An 18,135-nucleotide genomic window follows, 5' to 3' on the forward strand; every position below is an offset into this window, starting at 1 on the left:
TCGTATTTATCAGACATGATGTGTCACTCCCTGTAGAGGGTAAACTATAGAGGTGACACAGAATTTTGAACACTACCCCGGCCGGCCAGTTTTTCTGGCCCGGCCTGTTACTGTCCTCTCTCGGTTATTGTCTCTCGGCCGGGTTTTGTTGCCGGGCCTCCTTTTTCAGCTTCTTGCCTAATCTCGTCTTAACTTGTCACTGACCGCAATTGGGTTGGGGTAGTTAAATACCACGATGTAACTGGATATCACGAAAGTGATAATGGCGGTTGCCTGTATCAGCAATGAACCACGCTCCGACAGCAGGGAGCTTTCAACGGCAACAAAAGCGACCAGTAACGAAAATTCACTGATTTGCCCCAACCGAAAGCCGACATCCCAGGCCAGACTGGTGCGCTCGCTAAAGCCCCGCAGCAATACCCGGAAGGTAATGGGTTTGAGTGCCAGGACGACGACCGCCAAGGTGATCGCACTGACCGCGACCGACGGTAGCATCGTCAGGTCAAGCCCCGCACCCAGGGCAAAGAAAAACATAACCAGAAAAAAGTCTCGCAAGGGTTTGAGACTAATGGCGATAAACTGGGCAATGGGGCTGGTGGCCAGAGTAATACCCGCAATAAAGGCACCGATTTCATAGGTCAGGCCTGCCAGCTGTGCTGCTTCAGCCAGTGACAGACACCAGCCGATGGCAAGAATAAACAGGTACTCACGGTAGCGGTCAAAGCGGGTGATCAGAGGCAGCAAGACAAACCTGACTGCCAGGTAGGCAACACCAATCAGCAGGGGCAGGGCAATAAACGGCTGCCAGACGGGCATCTCGCTGTCGCCTTTCATTACACCCAGAAAAATCAGTGTAAAAATGGCCAGCATGTCTTGCAGCAGTAACAGACCGATCATCAGGTTGCCCATATGTTTATGGTGCAACACCGTGGTAGGCAAGAGTTTCAGGCCAATAATGGTACTGGAGAACATCAGTGCCAGGCCAATAATAATGCTGTCCATCTGGCTGAAACCAAAGAGCCAGGTAATGGAGAAACCGGCAAGGAAAAACACCAGCGAGCTGGCCAGGCCAATGGTCGATGCCTGTTTTATTACGGCGATCAGAGAACTGGGCTGCATATCGAGGCCGAGCAGGAATAGCAGGAAAATAATGCCGATGTGCGACATGTTTTCCAATTGCTCCGGGTGATCAATCCAGCCAACCCCAAAAGGGCCGATCAGAGTGCCGAGGGCAATATAGGCAATCAAGACAGGCTGGCGGGTATAAAGGGCAAAGGTAGCCAGTATCGAAGCACCCGCAAAAATCAAAAAAGTCGAAAAAACAATGTCTTGCTGCATGCCTTGCTCCTTTGTTGCCGGTTTCAGATTACGATAGCGCCGCCGAGCCTGCCAGTCTGTTATGGCGCAGATTGTTGCCTATAGCGATTTATTGCGTTGAGGTCCACAAGGGCAGAGCGGTATTTTCTGGCCGGGAGAAACGCAACAGGCTCCCGAAGGAGCCTGTTGCTGGTGCGTCGGTACTGGCCACAAGGGTCAGCACACAGAACGATGGTTACGCAATGCTAGCGTGAAACCCGGGCGAACAATGGCCGCTGGTCATCCATCGCCGCCTGGTATGGCTGGCTGAAAGATGAAAAGGCTGCCAGTGCATGCGCTTCATTCTGGTCGTCACGCAGGGCGTAGGAGCTGAAGCCAACCCGTTTCATAAAAAACAGCTGGTCAATCAAGACATCACCCACAGCGCGTAGATCACCGGCGTAGTGGTACTGGTCACGCAGCAGACGTGCGGTGGAATAACCACGACCATCGCTGAACTTGGGGAAGTCCACGGCAATTACAGCAAAATTGCGACACTGTTCGGCCACCATCTCAGCCAGCTGGTCGCTGTTCAGATACAGCCCCAGCTTGCCCCGTGATGCCAGGGGTTGTAATTCTGCTTGTTGATGTGTCCAGCGGTCCAGCGAAATCAGGCTGTATTCCGTGGCGATGGCATCGTCGTCGATACGGGTCCAGACATCGTCGGCAACAAAGGCCCCGTCTTTAATCAGCTTTGCCATATACCGCCTCCTTGAAAGTGTTATGGCCAATACGTTGGTAGGTTTCGAGAAAGGATTCGCCCACATGGCGAGAGGCCACGTACAGATCGAGTACCTTGGCGACCACACCGGTCAGCTGTTCGCGGGAGAACGATGGCCCCAGAATCTTGCCCAGAGAGGCCGTACCACGTTCACCGGAGTTACCGCCGAGTGACACCTGATAAAATTCCTGACCTTTTTTATCGACCCCCAGGATGCCAATGTTACCGACATGGTGGTGACCGCAGGCGTTCATGCAACCGGAGATATTCAGGTCGATTTCACCCAGATCATGCAGGTAATCCAGGTCGTCGAAGCGGACTTGCAAATCGTCGGCAATCGGGATCGACTTGGCGTTCGCCAGGGCGCAGAAGTCGCCCCCGGGGCAGCAAATCATGTCGGTCAGCAAGCCCAGGGTGGGTGTTGCCAAACCCAATGCTTTGGCCTGTTGCCACAGGGTAAACAGCTGGCGCTGTTCAACGTTGGCCAATACCAGGTTCTGCTGGTGGGTCGATCGTAATTCACCAAAGCTGAATTCATCGGCCAGGGTGGCAATCTGCTCCATCTGCTCGGCGGTAACATCGCCGGGTGGCGTGCCTTTCTGCTTCAGGGTCAGGGTGACTACTGCGTAACCAGACTGTTTGTGTGCCCGGACGTTACGGCCAAGCCAACGAACAAAGGCCGGGTTTTCCGCTTTGGCAGTTTCCAGTTCGGCCGGGTTGTTATCCAGTGTGGCGTAAGCGGGGTCAACAAAGTGTTTTTTGACTCGCTCCAGCTCTGCGCTGGTCAGCCTGGCGGCAGAATCCTTGATACGGTTCCATTCCGCCTCGACCAGTTCACCCAGACGCTGAACGCCCAATGCCTTGGTCAGAATCTTGATGCGGGCCTTGTACTTGTTGTCACGACGGCCAAACTGGTTATAGACCCGAATCACGGCTTCGAGATAAGTGAGCAGGTCTTGCTCTGGCAAAAATTCCCGAATGGTTTCACCAATGATCGGTGTGCGGCCGAGGCCACCACCGACCAGAATACGGTAGCCCAGTTCGCCGGCGTCGTTACGGATAATATGAACGCCAATATCGTGAACCTTGGTGGCTGCCCGGTCTTCACCGGGAACCGAGTTGACCGCAATCTTGAATTTACGGGGCAGGAAAGCAAATTCCGGGTGGAAGGTTGACCACTGACGGATGATTTCACAATACGGACGAGGATCTACCAGTTCTTCTGCAACCACACCAGCGTATTCGTCTGTGGTGGTGTTACGGATACAGTTACCACTGGTTTGTACCGCGTGCATTTGCACTTTTGCCAAATCAGCCAGAATCTGAGGGCAGTCTTCCAGCTTGGGCCAGTTGAACTGCAGGTTCTGGCGAGTACTGAAGTGGGCATAGCCTTTATCGTAGTCGCGGGCGACCTTGGCCAGAGCGCGCATTTGCTCAGCAGTAAAGGCGCCATAAGGAATCGCGACCCGTAACATGGGGGCGTAGCGTTGCACGTAGATGCCATTCTGCAGGCGCAGTGGCAAGAACTCATCTTCAGCGATTTCCCCGGCCAGATAGCGTTCCGTCTGGCTTTTGAATTGGGCAACGCGCTCGTTCAGGATCTGCTGATCGTACTCGTCGTATTGGTACATAATCTCTCGGTTGCTTCTTCATCGGCTCATGGCCAATGGTGGTTTTTTAGTTGGGCGAACATTACCAAAGCCGCTTTATTCTTAAAACGACTATTTATCTATATCGTAATTACTTTTGTGCCTTAGATCGTTCGATAAAACCGAACAGGTTGTTTTTCAAGGCGTTGTGGCGGGATTGTCCTTTGTGACAGGTAAATCGGCTATGTCACTGAATACCGCATTGACGCCCATGGCTAACAATGAATCCGCCTGTGTCGGGTTGTTGACTGTATAGGCACGCAGGTTAAAGCCGGCATTGGCCAGTGTCCGAATCACTTCCGGGGCGGCCAGATCGGCACAAAAATGCAACCCTTCGCAGCCCAGCCTGGTCAGGCGTAACGCGGCATCTGCCGGAATGGCTTCCGTCAGCAAGGCGCGTGGCACCTCAGGGAGGGCGGAGCGGGCGTACTGCAGCGATAACGGGTTAAACGAGCTGAGCAAAATCGGCACCATGCCGGTTTCAGCCAGTGTTGCCTGATATGCCATGACCAACGCCTGGACGGTTTCAGCCTCACGGCCAACCACCGCCTTGATTTCCAGATTAAGGCCGATGCTGTGCTGGCAGGCCCAGTGCAGCAAGGCCTGCAGGGTGGGAATTCGTTCGTGGCAGAAGTGATCGGCAAACCAGCTGCCAGCATCCAGCTGCTGTAATTCGATCAGGGTATGGCGCAAGAGCCAGCCATGGCCATTGGTGCAGCGGTCGAGCTGTTCGTCGTGGAAAATAACGGCCTGGCCGTCAGCACTCAGGGCAACGTCCACTTCTATCCAGCTGGCACCAGCCTGCTGGGCGAGCCGGAAGGCGGCCAGGGTGTTTTCCGGTGCCAGACGACTGGCGCCGCGATGGGCAATCACTGTGCTGGTGCGCATGGTCTGGCCTCCGGTGGCTAGACAGATAAATGAACCCATTGGCGTCGTTGCCAGATCAGGCTATAGATCAGCGACAGTCCGGTACGTTGGACGCCCTGCAGGATCCAGACTCCCACCAGACCAAACCCCAGTACCGGGCCAATAAAATAGGCCAGCGGCAAGAAGACACACCATTGCATGGTCAGATTGATCTTCATGATCTGGCGACTGGCACCAGCCCCCAGCAGTGCCTGGGTCAGCACCATGGCGGTGACTTCGAGGGCTATAAAGATACCGGTGATCTGCAGGGGGAGAATACCGGCCTGAATCAGTTTCGTCTCGGTGGTGAATATACCCAGAATCCATTCCGGGAACAGACACAACGGCAAGCCCAGTAGCGCAAGAGTCAGGGTCGCGACCCTGACGACATCCCAGCCCCAGCGGTGAGCATCCTGGGGGTGGCCTGCTCCGAGCGCATGGCTGACCAGGCTGGTGGCGGCAATACCCATACCGACTGCGGGCAGAATCAGGATCAGTTGCAGGCTGATCAGGATATGACCAATGGCTTGCTCCCGGGTGCCAATCTGGCCGATAATCCAGAACAGAATGCTGATACCGAGGGCAAACAGTGTTTGTTGGGCGGAATTGGGCCAGGCCAGTCGGATCAGCTGCAGCAGGGTTGCCCGGGTAGGGAATTTGATTTGGCCCAGACGCTGGCGTTTATGGGTGAATGTCAGCCAGGACAGCAGGGCACTTCCAAACACCAGTGCCATGGCGGTACCAATACCAGAGCCAACAGCGCCCAGTCCTTGCCAGTCACCGATACCGAATACCAGCAGATAGCTGAGTGAGATATTAACCACATGCATCAGCAGCAGGACTTGTAGATAAAAGCGGGTTTCGCCAATACCACTCCAGAATCCACGGTAGACGAAGTTCATCGCGACGGCGATCAGGGCAGCGGTGCGCCATTGGAAATACGGCGTGGCAATGGCAGCGACGTCGCTGTTGTTGGTCAGGGACGGAATCAACGATGGCGCAAGAAAAATAAACAGCAGGGATAACGGCACCGCCAGCAAGATGGCAGAAAGCAAACCAGCCATCAGCGGCTCGTGCAGGGTGGCGGTTTTGCCCGCGCCGATACGGCGGGCTACCAGTGCCTGTACGGCCGCGGCCAGCCCCATGACAATGGAAACCATCATAAAGGAGGCGTAGCCACCAATACCAATAGCCGCCAGGGCGGCATCACCGAGGCGGCCTACCATGGCGGCATCAATCAGATTGATCAGGCTTTGTGACAGCATGGCACCGATGATTGGCAGGCCAATACCAAAAATCCGGGTCAGGCGCTGCGGTTCAATCCGCAGCAGTTTGCCAAGCCAGTGCTCAACTGACATGGCTCAGCGGTCGTAGTTGAGGTTGGGTGCCAGCCAGCGCTCCATGGTGTCAACAGTCATCCCCTTGCGGTCAGCGATGTCTTCCACCTGATCCTTGGCGATTTTTCCCAGGCCAAAATATTTGGCGTCCGGGTGTCCAAAATACCAGCCGCTGACTGAAGCCGCCGGACTCATGGCAAAGCTTTCGGTGAGGAATACATCGGTATTGGCCTCGGCGTCCAGCAGTTTGAACAAGGTGGCTTTTTCGGTGTGATCCGGACAGGCCGGGTAGCCCGGGGCTGGTCGAATCCCCTGATACTTTTCCTTGATCAGTTGTTCGTTATCCAGTTGTTCGTCCGCTGCGTAGCCCCAGATATCCTTGCGCACGATTTGGTGCATATGCTCGGCAAAGGCTTCGGCCAGACGGTCGGCCAATGCCTTGATCATGATGCTGTTGTAATCGTCATGGTTGGCATTGTAATTCTGCGCCAGCTGCTCGGCTTCAATCCCGGCGGTGACAACAAACGCTCCCATGTAATCCTGTTTGCCATGGGTGAGCTGATCTTCTGGTGTGACAAAATCCGCCAGCGAGTAATTGGGCTGGTCGTTGGGTTTGTCGGTCTGCTGGCGCAGGTGATGCAGAATGGCCAGTTCTTCGGATGGGTTGTCCGGGTTGAAGATCACGGTGTCGTCGTTGCCCCGTTTGGCCGCAGGCCAGAGGCCAATTACAGCACGGGCGCGGAACAGCTTTTCATCGACAATGCGTTTCAGCATCGCCTGGGCGTCCTTGAACAGATTGGTGGCTGCTTCGCCGACAACGTCATCGGTGAGAATGCGGGGGTATTTTCCAGCCAGTTCCCAGGACATGAAAAACGGCGTCCAGTCGATGTAATCCACCAGTTGAGCGACATCAAAATGGTCAAACACCTGGATGCCCAGTTTTTTGGGTGTCGTGGGCTGATAGTTGGCCCAGTCGCAGGTAAAGCCATTGGCAACGGCTTTGGGGTACGGCAGCAAGGCCTTGGCTTTGCGGTTGGCATTACGTTCACGGACGTGGATGTATTCGTCGCGAGTGGCTTCAATAAAGGCGGGCTTGGCCGCTGGTGTCACCAGTTTTTGAGCGACCCCGACGGCACGGGAGGCATCGGCGACGTAAATGGCAATGTCGTTTTTGAACTGAGGTTCAATCTTGACCGCCGTGTGCGCCTTGGAGGTAGTGGCGCCGCCAATCATCAGTGGGATGTGGTAATCGAGTCGTTGCATTTCACGGGCAACGTGAACCATTTCATCCAGTGAGGGGGTGATCAGACCGGACAAGCCAATGATATCGACGTTTTCTTCTTTGGCGGTTTTGAGAATTTTTTCCGCCGACACCATCACGCCGAGGTCAATCACCTCAAAGTTGTTGCACTGCAATACCACGCCAACGATGTTTTTACCGATATCGTGGACATCCCCCTTGACCGTGGCCATCAGGATTTTTCCCTGGGTTTCGGACTTGCCGTCTTTTTCTTCTTCGATATAAGGCAGTAGATAAGCTACGGCCTGTTTCATCACCCGGGCGCTTTTGACCACCTGGGGCAGGAACATTTTACCGGAACCAAACAGGTCGCCGACGACGTTCATGCCGTCCATCAATGGCCCTTCGATCACTTCAATCGGCCGGGCAAATTGCTGGCGGGCCGCTTCGGTATCTTCCTCGACATAGGTATTGATGCCCTTGACGAGGGCGTGGGTCAGCCTCTCGGTAATCGGCAGGGTGCGCCATTCTTCGGTTTCTTTTTCGGCCACCGAACCATCGCCACGATAATTTTCGGCGACGGCTAACAGGCGGTCGGTGGCATCGTCACGGCGATTGAGAATCACGTCTTCTACCAGGTCTTTCAGTTCTGCTGGCAGGTCATCGTAGACCGCCAGCTGACCGGCGTTGACAATTCCCATGCTAAGGCCGTTTTTGATGGCGTAGTAGAGAAAGACCGAGTGAATGGCTTCCCGCACCGGGTTGTTGCCCCGGAACGAGAACGATACGTTGGAGACCCCGCCGGATATTTTGGCGTGAGGCAGGTTGTCGGTAATGAATTTGCAGCTGTTGATAAAATCAACGGCGTAGTTGTTGTGTTCTTCGATACCGGTGGCGACGGCAAAGATGTTCGGGTCGAAAATAATATCAGACGGATCAAAGCCGACTTCATCGACCAGAATACGGTAGGATTTTTCACAGATTTCGTTCTTGCGGGCTTCGGTGTCGGCCTGGCCCTGTTCATCAAACGCCATGACCACTACGGCGGCACCGTAACGCAAGCAACGTCTGGCCTTGTCGACAAACTCCTGCTTGCCTTCCTTGAGCGAGATGGAGTTCACCACTGCTTTGCCCTGGATACATTTCAGGCCAGCTTCGATGATATCCCACTTGGACGAGTCGACCATGATGGGGACGCGGGCAATATCCGGCTCGGCGGCAATCAGATTCAGGAAGCGTACCATCGCGGCCTTGGAATCCAGCATGCCTTCATCCATGTTGATATCGATGACCTGGGCGCCGTTTTCGACCTGCTCACGGGCGACGGTCAGGGCCTGATCGTAGTTTTCATCCACAATCAGGCGCTTGAAGACTGCCGAGCCGGTGACGTTGGCACGTTCGCCAACGTTGACGAACAGGCTGGTCTCATCAAAGTTGAATGGTTCCAGACCCGCCAGTCGGCAGGCCGGTTTGATCTCCGGGATAACCCGGGGGGTATGTTTGGCCACCGCGTCGGCGATGGCACGGATGTGCTCCGGGGTAGAACCACAGCAACCACCGAGAATATTCAGAAAACCGCTGGCGGCAAATTCTTCAACGATGGCGGCCATTTCTGCGGGAGTCTGGTCGTATTCGCCAAATTCGTTGGGCAGGCCAGCATTGGGGTGGGCTGAAACAAAGCAGTTGGCCTTGTTGCTTAATTCCTCGATATGGGGACGCAGCTCTTCGGCACCGAGGGCACAGTTCAGACCGATGGTTAATGGCCGGGCATGGGTAAGCGAGTTGTAAAAGGCTTCTGCCGTTTGTCCGGACAGGGTACGGCCCGAGGCATCAGTGATGGTGCCGGAAATCATGATGGGCAGTGCTTCGTCGCGGGCTTCAAAAACGCCTTGTACGGCAAAAACAGCGGCCTTGGCGTTGAGGGTGTCAAAAATGGTTTCAATCAGAATCAGGTCGGCGCCGCCATCCATCAGGGCTGCAGTGGCTTCGGTGTACTCTTCGACCAGCTGGTCGAAGGTGATAGCCCGGTAGCCGGGGTCGTTGACATCCGGAGAGATGGAGCAGGTCTTGCTGGTGGGGCCGAGTACGCCCGCGACATAACGGGGAATACCTGTCTCTGCCTCGACTTCGTCGCAGACACGGCGGGCAATGGCCGCTGCTTCGCGGTTTAACTCCGGCACCAGGTCTTCGAGCTGGTAGTCGGCCTGGGAGACCCGGGTACTGTTGAAGGTGTTGGTTTCGAGTATGTCGGCCCCGGCTTCCAGGTACTGGCGATGAATGCCAGCAATAATTTCGGGTTGGGTCAACACCAGCAGGTCGTTGTTGCCCTTGATTTCCTGGTTCAGGTCAGCAAAACGCTCACCGCGATAATCCTTTTCTTCCAGTTGATGCGACTGAATCAGGGTCCCCATGCCACCATCCAGAATATGGATGCGTTGGGTGAGATTCTCTTTCAACTGCTGAATACGGCGTTGGCGGCTGGCGTTGGGCATGGTGCTTGGACTCACTCGAATGAACTGCGGATCGACAAAAAAAGGGCCGGGATTATATCAGAGGTGCACCCGCTTGTCTTATCCAACTATATTAGTGGGGTATTTCGCTGGCTGGCGGGTTTCGCTACAATGGCGATCAGTTTTGAGGATGTGTTTATGACCGAATACGTAAAGATTACACCGGATGCCGAAGCTTACCTGGCTGAGTTGTTGAGTAAACAACCAACACCAGATATGTCTGTGCGGGTATTTATCACCCAGCCGGGCACCCGTTACGCTGAAACCTGTCTGGCTTACTGTCGCCCGGAAGAGGTGAATGAAAACGATAAGCTGCAACAGATGGAGCTGCTCCGGGTTTACGTTGAGGCGATGAGTGTGCCGTATCTGGAAGAGTCCATTATCGACTTTGCCAAGGATCGTATGGGGGGACAGCTGACGATCAAGGCTCCCAATGCCAAAATGCCCAAAGTCACTGAGGACAGTCCGGTGGAAGAGCGTATCAATTATTTGCTCTATACCGAGATCAACCCGGGCCTGGCATCCCATGGTGGTGAGGTCAGTCTGGTGGAACTCACTGATGACGGGCTGGCGATTCTCAAGTTTGGTGGTGGTTGCCAGGGCTGCAGCGCCGTGGATATGACATTAAAAGACGGTGTTGAAGCCAGTCTGATCGCCAAGATTCCTGAGGTTCAGGGTGTGCGCGATGTAACGGATCACAGCGTGACGGATAAGGCGTACTTTAAATAGCAAATAGCAGTACTACGTGGTATCGCAGCAGGCATTCTGTTCTGCTGTTCTCGATAAGATTGACCCGTTGGCGGGCAGAATTGTGCTGCTGCGCTACCGGGTTAATTCCTCTTTTTTCTTTAACCTTTGCGGATGCCCCGATGAATATCAGGGTATGGCGCAAGGCATCTTGTCGGTATTGTCAAAAATCCTGGTGAAAAAATCAGCGGTTTGCTGTCACTTTTGGGTGGATATTTATTGGTTGTATCAAATAATACGGTTGAATGTCTTTTATATAACCAAATAATAGGCAATAGGACTGAAAAACGCCTCTAATAGCGCTTATACCACTCATTAGCCGGTGATATGTCGACAGTTTCTTCTGTGCCAATCCGTATAGTTCGATATTCACCGGTCATAGCAGCTGAGAGGGATTGCATGGCGATTCGCTTGGCGTTAGTGTTCGCATCCATATTGCCTGCCCCTGATGTCAGAGGAAAGACAGGCTGGTCCGCTATACTGGTATTAAGCCCGGTCGCTGGACTGGCTGTCGAGGCGTGACCTCTTGTTCGAAATGCTTTCTGGTGTTAGGAGATGCGAATGGCCGCGAATGTGCTGGTCATTGATGACGACCCCTCGGTGCTCGAGAGTATTGCCACATTTTTGGTGGAATACGACTATCAGGTGGTAGCGGCACCGTCCGCAGTGGCTGCCTGGAAAGAACTCGATCGTCATCATATAGATATTGTGGTCTGTGACTTGCGAATGCCCGACACTAGCGGTATTGAATGGCTGGAGCAGCTGAAACAGCGCTGGCCGTCATTACCTGTGATTGTTGTGTCCGGAGGCGGGGTTATGGACGATGTTGTCCAGGCCTTGCGTATGGGGGCGGATGATTTTCTGGTCAAGCCGATTCTTGATCTGGAAATGCTGCACCACGCCATCAAGCGGGCGCTGGAGCGGGTTGAACTGGAAACAGAAAATACCGCTTATCGGGAATATCTGGAAAAGACCAATGCCGAGTTAAGGCACGGCCTGGAAGAGTTGCGTACCGACCAGATGGCAGGGCGGCAAATCCAGATGCGCATGCTGCCCGATTCGCTGAACTATAACGGCTTGTGCTGCGATCACCGGATTTTCCCGTCGCTGATGTTAAGTGGTGATTTTCTCGACTATTTTGAGCTGGGCGAGCATCGGCTGGTGTTCTATATCGCCGATGTTTCCGGCCATGGCTCTTCGTCGGCATTTGTCACCGTGTTGCTGAAAAACCTTACCTATCGTTTGCGGCGCAATTATCGCCGGGGCTCCAGTGATGATTTGTTGCATCCATCGCAGGTGCTCAGTCGCATGAATGACGAAATGCTGGCTACCGGGCTGGACAAGCATCTGACCATTTTTTACGGCATCCTGGATACTCGGGAGTCGGTGCTGGAATACAGCGTCGGTGGCCATTTGCCCATGCCCGCATTGCTGGATGCTTCCGGGTGTCGTTATCTTGAAGGCCAGGGGATGCCGGTTGGCCTGTTTCGCGAGGCAGAGTACACCACTCGCCACCTGGAACTGCCGTCTGCTTTCCGGTTGTTACTGTTTTCTGATGGCGTGCTGGAAATTATTACGGAAGCCAATCTGGCAGCGAAAGAAAAGGCTCTGCTCGGTATGGTTGAGGATCAGAACGGTGACCTGGACGGGCTGACATCCGTACTGGGTCTGGGGAAAGAACTGGAAGTTCCGGATGATATTGCAATGGTCTCTATTGGTCGAGGTAAGCTATGACATCGGGTCAAATTCAGGTTGCCCAGCACCATGGGGTTCAGATTGTACGTTTGATCGGGGATGTTCGACTTAATCTTTGTACTGCATTTGACCGATATATCCGTCAGGTGCTCTCCGATGGTATGTTTGCCAACGTGCTGGTGGATTTATCCTCGGCAGAGGGGGTCGACAGTACAACACTGGGTCAGCTGGCGAAAATAGCGATTGTGAGTCGGGACCGGTTCAAAATCACCCCGACAGTATTTTCTCCTGACCCCAGCATTACACGCATATTGATGAGCATGGGTTTTGACCATGTGTTCCATATTCTGGAAGAGCCGTTTGCCAATGAGGCAGAGTTTCGCGACTGGGTCGATGATACTGTTGATGAAGAAGCGGCTCGGGTACAGATTATTTCTGCGCACAAGGCGTTGATGGACCTGAACGACAGTAATCGCGATACCTTTAGCCAGTTGGTTGAAACCCTGGAATGTCATCAAACCCAATAAACACCCGTCAGGAGATTTTTTGTGGGCATCCGCACAGCAGCCATCATTGGTGGCGGCAGTTTTGGCACCGTCACAGCCAATATTCTTGCAGATAATAATATTCAGGCTATTCAGTGGCTCCGTAACCCGGAAATAGCCGAAAGCATCAATCAGTTACACGTCAATGAGCAGTATTTGCCCGGCATTGCCTTGAATTCATCACTACGGGCAACCACCACCATCGAGGAAGCGGTAGTAGGGGCTGATGTTATTTTTGTCTCTGTTCCCAGCAAGTCGGTTCGAGAGGTTATTTCCGGCTTTGCGCACCTGATCAAACCTGAGCAGGGATTGGTCAGCACCACCAAGGGGATTGAACCCGATGGCTTTTTGTTAATGAGCCAGGTGATTCGTGATGTCTTTCCTGATAACCCGGTCGGGGTGCTGAGTGGCCCCAATCTCGCCAAGGAAATTGCCCGCAAAGAGCTGGCCGGTACCGTGATTGCCAGTGAAAACAGTGATCTTCGTCGTGATATCCAAGAGGCATTAAGCTGCAATTATTTTCGCGTTTATGCATCCAATGATGTGTATGGCGTCGAGCTGGGCGGGGCGTTAAAAAATATTTACGCTATCGTGTCGGGTTTTGTCGCAGCCTTGGGGATGGGGGAAAATACCAAAAGCATGATCATTACCCGCTCCCTGGCGGAAATGAGCCGTTTTGCCGACGCCATGGGGGCCAATCCACTGACTTTTCTCGGCCTGGCCGGTGTGGGTGATCTGGTTGTTACTTGCATGTCGCCACTCAGTCGCAACTTTCGGGTTGGTTATGCCATTGGGCAGGGGAAAACCCTCGATCAGGCGACAGAAGAGCTGGGGGAAGTAGCCGAAGGTGTTAATACCTTGCGCTATGTCAGGGCTAAAGCGGAGGATTCAGGTATCTATATGCCACTGGTGATGGGTGCTTATGAATGTTTGTTTAATGGCGCCGATCCCGGAATGGTCGCTCGAGAGTTGATGACCGGTGAGCATGCGTCCGATGTAGAATTTGCCTTACCCAGGCACGAAATATAACAGGAGTTAGCTACATGTCAGACGTCAACTTTAAAACCAATGTCACCTCAGATGCTTTTTGGCTTCGAACAATTTATACCGTTATCTTTATTTTTGTAATCAGAATGCTTGATCTGGTGTTGCTGTTGTCAACATTGGTGCAATGGGTGTCACGCCTGCTGACAGGCCGCCCTCAAAAAGAATTGGGCAAATTCTGCCAGTCGCTGGGAATTTACTACCAGCAGGTTGTGTATTACCTGACCGGCTGCAATGACGACAAACCTTTTCCTTTCCGGGAGTGGCCTGTCGTTGTTGTACCCGAAGACGAGCCAGATACCGTCGTCGAACCGGCCAGTTCTGATGCCAGCAATAAAGAGACGCCTTGACCAGAAAGGCTGATGTTTTGTGAAAATCTGTATAGTTCGCCATGGTTCTGCAGTGATCGGCAGTATGGATGACCAGCACAGGGAATTGACTGAAAAAGGTCGGTTCCAGGCTCAGGCTGCCGGAGAGTGGATGGCAGAACAGGAATGGAATGACCCGGTATTATGGGTCAGCCCCTATTATCGAACACAACAAACCGCCTCACTGATTGCTGAATCCCTGCCGCTGGATACGGAAGAGCACGCTTTTTTGGTGCCTTCCTCCGACGTCAATACGGTTGTTGATGAGTTGCTATCACAAGAACGGGATATCATTCTGGTATCTCATTTGCCACTGGTTGGACGCCTTGCGGCTTATCTGGTGGAAGGGCAGGTCTTTGATCAGCCCTGGTCTCCGGCAGAGTGCTGGTTACTGTCTGGTGACGTGGCTGGCCCCGGCTGTTTGTCCGTTGAATCAGTCTGGTATCCGGTACTTTCCGGCCTCTGAGTCGTGGCACGGGCTGTACTCGTCTGAGTCTGTTGTCATAATGCCCACTCGCAACAGGTGAGTGGTGCTCAAGTTTGAAACCGATACAGTTTGATTATCCTGGTGGTCATATTGATGGCCTGGAATGGGGTGAGCCGGGTGGGTTAACGGTTATCGCTGTACATGGCTGGCTGGACAATGCGCTCAGTTTTGCTGCTTTGGCGAATCAGCTGCCGGAGATCCATCTGATTGCTCTGGATTTGCCTGGCCATGGCCTGTCTTCCTGGTCGCCGTCTGGCTATCCAATCTGGACACCAGCAGAAGCAATTCTCTGGGTTGCTGATCAACTCCCCCAATCCGTTCATTGGCTCGGTCATTCCATGGGGGCGGCTGCGCTGACGCTGGCTGCGGGCGCTTTTCCGGAGCGTTTCGCCAGTATTGTTTTGCTGGATGCTATTGGTCCGTTGGTCCAGTCTCCTGATCAGGCAGTCAGTACCTTTCGCCGTTATGCCAGTACCTCTGTACGTTCTCTCTTTTCAGGTTATTCAACTCCGGAACAAGCGATTGCTGCCCGGTTAAAAGCGACGCCGGCGGTCACTCCCACAGCGATAGCCCCTGTTATTTTGCGTAATCTTGAGCAGCGTGATCAGCGTTGGTGGTGGCGTACTGACCCGGCTTTACGGCGTCCTTCTGCTTTTCGTTTGACGGAACCCATGGTCGAGGATTTCTTGCGGGCCATGTCTGTGCCAGCACTGGCAGTTCGGGCTGGTAACGGCATGATCCCGGAGGCCATGTTCTGTGCGCGGTTCGAGTGTTTGCCAATGGCTGAGCGCCTGGATCTGGATGGCCATCATCATTTACATCTGGAATCCGCCGGGGCGGTAATTCTGGCCCGATATCTAAATGCTTTCTGGGAGCGTACCAAGTGAAATATATTCAACAGGTCGGCTGGTTTTTTGTGCTTGTGTCGGCGTTGTTATTGGCATTGTCGTTGTCATGGTTCGGGCAGGCGGCGGCCCATTATGGTTTTGATTATTGGTATGAGTTTTATGATATTGATAACCATATTGAACGATATGGCCCGCAAAACCGCTATATCCGTGGTCTGGACAGTCTGGATAAAGCAGAACATGTACGCCTGTTTAATGCCATCAGTGAGGCGGTACATGACCATGGCGAGGGGCTGCAAGCCATCACCTTTGCTTATCGTGGCAAGACCCGGGTGTTATTGAGAAAGCCTGAGGTGGTTCACCTGCAGGATGTTGCCAATCTGATTGATGTCTTGCGCCTGGCTAGCGGGGTGTTTGCTCTGGTGGCAATTGGTGGCACCTGGTGGTTGCGGCGGCAGCGCCCACGCTGGGGAGTACAAGGCGCTTTGCTGGGTGGGTTATTGGGGTTGACGCTGGTGTCGGTGCTCCTGATTGGTCCCAAACAGGTGTTTTACCATTTGCACAAAATGATTTTCCCACCGGATCATGCCTGGTTTTTCTATTATCAGGATTCACTGATGGCGACGTTAATGAAGGCGCCTGATTTGTTTGGCGGTATTGCCGTCACAATTACCGCCGGGGGCTTGCTGCTGTTCGGTTTTTATCTGGTGCTGCTAATTCGTTGGCAGCAACACCAGACAGGGGGCAAGGGCTGATCAGAACGGTGCTGGCGAGAGAATATCCATACGCTCATCCGTGGTCGGATGGCGGAAGGATAATTCTCTGGCATGCAGATGCATGGTAGGTGTTTTTTGTTCTGAATAGTCTGCACTGTAGAACGGATCACCAATGATAGGGTGGCCAATCTGCTGCATATGCAGGCGTAACTGATGTGATCGCCCTGTTTTGGGGTACATTTCCACCCGAGTCATCCGCTGGCCTGCGGCATCGGTGTCGACCTCCAGCTTGCGCCAGCGGGTCAGGGCATAACGACCGTCGGTATGGCTGATTTTCTGCAGTGGGCGGTTGGGCCAGTCAACAATGATCGGCAGATTAATACAGCCGCCATTACCTTTGGGCTCTCCTGTTACCAGGGCTTCGTATACCTTGCGGGTTGTCTGCTTTTCAAACTGTTGCTGAATGCAGGTCAGTGCCGGTTTGTTACGGGCGTAAACAATAATGCCGGAGGTGTCGCGATCCAGTCGATGCACAATGTGTAATTCACCCAGCAGGTCTTGCAGTCGACCAAAGGCAGAGTCTTTGTCGTATAGCCCGGGAACACTGAGCAATCCACCGGGTTTGTTGAGAATGACAATTTCGCTGTCTTGGTAAAGGATTCGTTGTTTAATCATGATAGGGGTATTGGTGATTTTCCAGTATCTGCTGATAACTGCCGTCTTGTTTCATCTGTTGCAGCATCTGATTGAAGCCTTGCACAAGAACGGGAGCGTTGCTGAGTTGACGGTTAATGGCCAGATGAATGCTGGTTTTGGCGACATCACCAGGAGCCAGTACCAGGTGTTCGGCAATGGTGGGGCTATTGCTCAGTTCGGAGGTGGCAACCCATTCATCCACCAGCGCCAGGTCGAGGTTGTTATTGGCCACATCACGAAATAATTGCGAGCAGTAATCCCGGCCCTCGACCTGGAAATAACTATCGAGATTGTTCAGCCATGGGCCGTAGTTGATTTCTGAATAGACCCCCAGCTTGAGATCTGTGGCCTTGAGCTGGGCTTGGTCGACATACTGAAAATCACTGTCTTTGGGTTTGACGAAGCGTAACCGGCCGTGCAGATAAGCCTCTGACAATAACCACTGGTCGTCGTGCTGGCCTTCCCAGGTGGATAAGACGCCTTGGATCTCACCGCTTTTGATGGATTCCATAACACGCATCCAGGGCATGAATTCAACATTGACAAGATACCCGAGGTTACTCAGGGCGGTAGTGACCAGGTCCGTCGCGATTCCATCCGCTGGCAGTTGTTTGCCGGCGTAGGGTGCCCAACTGTCGGAGCCCAGTTTGATGACCGGACGATTGTCTGGGTACTCTCTGCTCAGTTTAACCATGGCCTGACTGAATCCATGCTTCTGAATCATCGCCTGGACCTGGTCGCGGAAGCTTTTGACCAGGCTCATGCCGGCAATAATGACATCATCAACTCGCCATTGGCCGCTGTGATAAAGACGGTAGTCGACCGCCAGTGGCGGTTGTCCGGCCAGTTCGATCTGGCTGGCAACCAGCGCCTGATTGTTGCCTCGGTAACGCGTGTCGAGAAAATGGACAGGCTGGCCGTCATATGCCCGGAAGGCACCGGCGTAGGTGGTCAGTAATTTACGCTGGAAGGCTTCCAGAAACAGGATCTGTTGATCGCTCGAAGCTCGTCGCCAGTATTTGCCAAGAACCTTTTTACCCATTTGCCGGGTATCGATCAAGGGCATGATATTGGTCGATAACAACCGGTTCAGATAGCCGGGGTGATTGTTTATCCAGGTTTTGTCGGCCATCAGATGTTCGGTGACAAGGCCAACGGCAGATTTGACCATGCTCTCCGGGGTGTTGTCCGTATCAGCAGCTGCCCTGGTGGTGAAAAAAGAAAGGGATATCAGCAAGATAAGCGGAGTCAGATAGCAACGAATCAACAT

General features: G+C 53.5%; 16 protein-coding genes. 8 read left to right on the forward strand and 8 right to left on the reverse strand.

Annotation, left to right across the window (positions count from 1 at the left end; translation table 11 throughout):
• Nucleotides 1-177 precede the first annotated feature (177 nt).
• The 6 genes from Q8W22_RS05720 to metH all read right to left on the reverse strand — a co-directional run bounded on the left by Q8W22_RS05720 (nt 178) and on the right by metH (nt 9,701).
• A complete protein-coding gene (locus tag Q8W22_RS05720; RefSeq protein WP_303431563.1) occupies nt 178-1,338 on the reverse strand; it encodes a cation:proton antiporter in 1,161 nt (386 codons plus the stop codon).
• 224 nt (nt 1,339-1,562) lie between these two features.
• Nucleotides 1,563-2,057, reverse strand: coding sequence for a DUF934 domain-containing protein (locus Q8W22_RS05725; protein WP_305413323.1), 495 nt, complete (start codon nt 2,055-2,057; stop codon nt 1,563-1,565).
• The gene (locus Q8W22_RS05730) at nt 2,041-3,708 is read right to left on the reverse strand and encodes a nitrite/sulfite reductase (protein WP_303431565.1); all 1,668 of its coding nucleotides are present in this window, start codon (nt 3,706-3,708) and stop codon (nt 2,041-2,043) included. The genes Q8W22_RS05725 and Q8W22_RS05730 overlap by 17 nt, the downstream gene beginning before the upstream one ends.
• A 156-nt stretch (nt 3,709-3,864) precedes the next feature.
• Complete coding sequence (locus Q8W22_RS05735; protein ID WP_305451792.1) at nt 3,865-4,614, reverse strand: glycerophosphodiester phosphodiesterase family protein; 750 nt, start codon at nt 4,612-4,614, stop codon at nt 3,865-3,867.
• 17 nt (nt 4,615-4,631) lie between these two features.
• Nucleotides 4,632-5,990, reverse strand: a complete 1,359-nt coding sequence (locus Q8W22_RS05740; protein WP_305451793.1) for an MATE family efflux transporter — start codon at nt 5,988-5,990, stop codon at nt 4,632-4,634.
• Between the two features lie 3 nt (nt 5,991-5,993).
• The gene (gene metH, locus Q8W22_RS05745; protein ID WP_305451855.1) at nt 5,994-9,701 is read right to left on the reverse strand and encodes a methionine synthase; all 3,708 of its coding nucleotides are present in this window, start codon (nt 9,699-9,701) and stop codon (nt 5,994-5,996) included.
• A 156-nt stretch (nt 9,702-9,857) separates the two neighbouring features.
• On the opposite strand from metH, the gene nfuA reads away from it, so the two are divergent.
• From nfuA to Q8W22_RS05785, 8 genes are all read left to right on the forward strand, one after another.
• The gene (gene nfuA / locus Q8W22_RS05750; protein ID WP_303431568.1) at nt 9,858-10,448 is read left to right on the forward strand and encodes a Fe-S biogenesis protein NfuA; all 591 of its coding nucleotides are present in this window, start codon (nt 9,858-9,860) and stop codon (nt 10,446-10,448) included.
• A gap of 579 nt (nt 10,449-11,027) precedes the next feature.
• A complete protein-coding gene (locus Q8W22_RS05755) occupies nt 11,028-12,200 on the forward strand; it encodes a SpoIIE family protein phosphatase (RefSeq protein ID WP_303431570.1) in 1,173 nt (390 codons plus the stop codon).
• Nucleotides 12,197-12,688, forward strand: a complete 492-nt coding sequence (locus tag Q8W22_RS05760) for an STAS domain-containing protein (RefSeq protein WP_303431571.1) — start codon at nt 12,197-12,199, stop codon at nt 12,686-12,688. The genes Q8W22_RS05755 and Q8W22_RS05760 overlap by 4 nt, the downstream gene beginning before the upstream one ends.
• A 21-nt stretch (nt 12,689-12,709) precedes the next feature.
• Nucleotides 12,710-13,735 (forward strand): NAD(P)H-dependent glycerol-3-phosphate dehydrogenase, encoded by a 1,026-nt coding sequence (locus Q8W22_RS05765; RefSeq protein WP_303431572.1) that lies wholly within the window; start codon nt 12,710-12,712, stop codon nt 13,733-13,735.
• A gap of 14 nt (nt 13,736-13,749) precedes the next feature.
• On the forward strand, nt 13,750-14,100 hold the full coding sequence (locus Q8W22_RS05770) for a DUF4389 domain-containing protein (protein WP_305451794.1): 351 nt from the start codon (nt 13,750-13,752) through the stop codon (nt 14,098-14,100).
• Between the two features lie 19 nt (nt 14,101-14,119).
• Nucleotides 14,120-14,584 (forward strand): phosphohistidine phosphatase SixA, encoded by a 465-nt coding sequence (gene sixA / locus Q8W22_RS05775; RefSeq protein ID WP_303431575.1) that lies wholly within the window; start codon nt 14,120-14,122, stop codon nt 14,582-14,584.
• A gap of 74 nt (nt 14,585-14,658) precedes the next feature.
• Nucleotides 14,659-15,492 carry an alpha/beta fold hydrolase gene (locus Q8W22_RS05780; protein ID WP_305413317.1) on the forward strand — a complete coding sequence of 278 codons (834 nt, stop codon included), beginning with the start codon at nt 14,659-14,661 and terminating at the stop codon, nt 15,490-15,492.
• Nucleotides 15,489-16,208, forward strand: coding sequence for a DUF1461 domain-containing protein (locus Q8W22_RS05785; protein ID WP_305413315.1), 720 nt, complete (start codon nt 15,489-15,491; stop codon nt 16,206-16,208). Before Q8W22_RS05780 ends, Q8W22_RS05785 begins: the two co-directional genes overlap by 4 nt.
• Here the strand turns inward: Q8W22_RS05785 and Q8W22_RS05790 are convergent, their stop codons facing one another.
• Complete coding sequence (locus Q8W22_RS05790) at nt 16,209-16,844, reverse strand: RluA family pseudouridine synthase (RefSeq protein WP_303431579.1); 636 nt, start codon at nt 16,842-16,844, stop codon at nt 16,209-16,211.
• Nucleotides 16,837-18,036, reverse strand: coding sequence for an ABC transporter substrate-binding protein (locus tag Q8W22_RS05795; RefSeq protein ID WP_305413312.1), 1,200 nt, complete (start codon nt 18,034-18,036; stop codon nt 16,837-16,839). The genes Q8W22_RS05790 and Q8W22_RS05795 overlap by 8 nt, the downstream gene beginning before the upstream one ends.
• Between the last annotated feature and the right edge of the window lie 99 nt (nt 18,037-18,135).

It is taken from the genome of Oceanobacter sp. 1_MG-2023, assembly GCF_030689025.1.
Lineage (GTDB): Bacteria > Pseudomonadota > Gammaproteobacteria > Pseudomonadales > Oceanobacteraceae > Oceanobacter.

Bases quoted from the DNA above. Each gene is read 5' to 3' on its own strand.
- Q8W22_RS05770 (WP_305451794.1), top strand. From the start codon at position 13,750: ATGTCAGACGTCAACTTTAAAACCAATGTCACCTCAGATGCTTTTTGG.
- Q8W22_RS05725 (WP_305413323.1), bottom strand. From the start codon at position 2,057: ATGGCAAAGCTGATTAAAGACGGGGCCTTTGTTGCCGACGATGTCTGG.
- Q8W22_RS05760 (WP_303431571.1), top strand. From the start codon at position 12,197: ATGACATCGGGTCAAATTCAGGTTGCCCAGCACCATGGGGTTCAGATT.
- Q8W22_RS05735 (WP_305451792.1), bottom strand. From the start codon at position 4,614: ATGCGCACCAGCACAGTGATTGCCCATCGCGGCGCCAGTCGTCTGGCA.
- Q8W22_RS05790 (WP_303431579.1), bottom strand. From the start codon at position 16,844: ATGATTAAACAACGAATCCTTTACCAAGACAGCGAAATTGTCATTCTC.
- Q8W22_RS05795 (WP_305413312.1), bottom strand. From the start codon at position 18,036: ATGGTCAAATCTGCCGTTGGCCTTGTCACCGAACATCTGATGGCCGAC.
- Q8W22_RS05720 (WP_303431563.1), bottom strand. From the start codon at position 1,338: ATGCAGCAAGACATTGTTTTTTCGACTTTTTTGATTTTTGCGGGTGCT.
- Q8W22_RS05730 (WP_303431565.1), bottom strand. From the start codon at position 3,708: ATGTACCAATACGACGAGTACGATCAGCAGATCCTGAACGAGCGCGTT.
- metH (WP_305451855.1), bottom strand. From the start codon at position 9,701: ATGCCCAACGCCAGCCGCCAACGCCGTATTCAGCAGTTGAAAGAGAAT.
- Q8W22_RS05755 (WP_303431570.1), top strand. From the start codon at position 11,028: ATGGCCGCGAATGTGCTGGTCATTGATGACGACCCCTCGGTGCTCGAG.
- nfuA (WP_303431568.1), top strand. From the start codon at position 9,858: ATGACCGAATACGTAAAGATTACACCGGATGCCGAAGCTTACCTGGCT.
- Q8W22_RS05740 (WP_305451793.1), bottom strand. From the start codon at position 5,990: ATGTCAGTTGAGCACTGGCTTGGCAAACTGCTGCGGATTGAACCGCAG.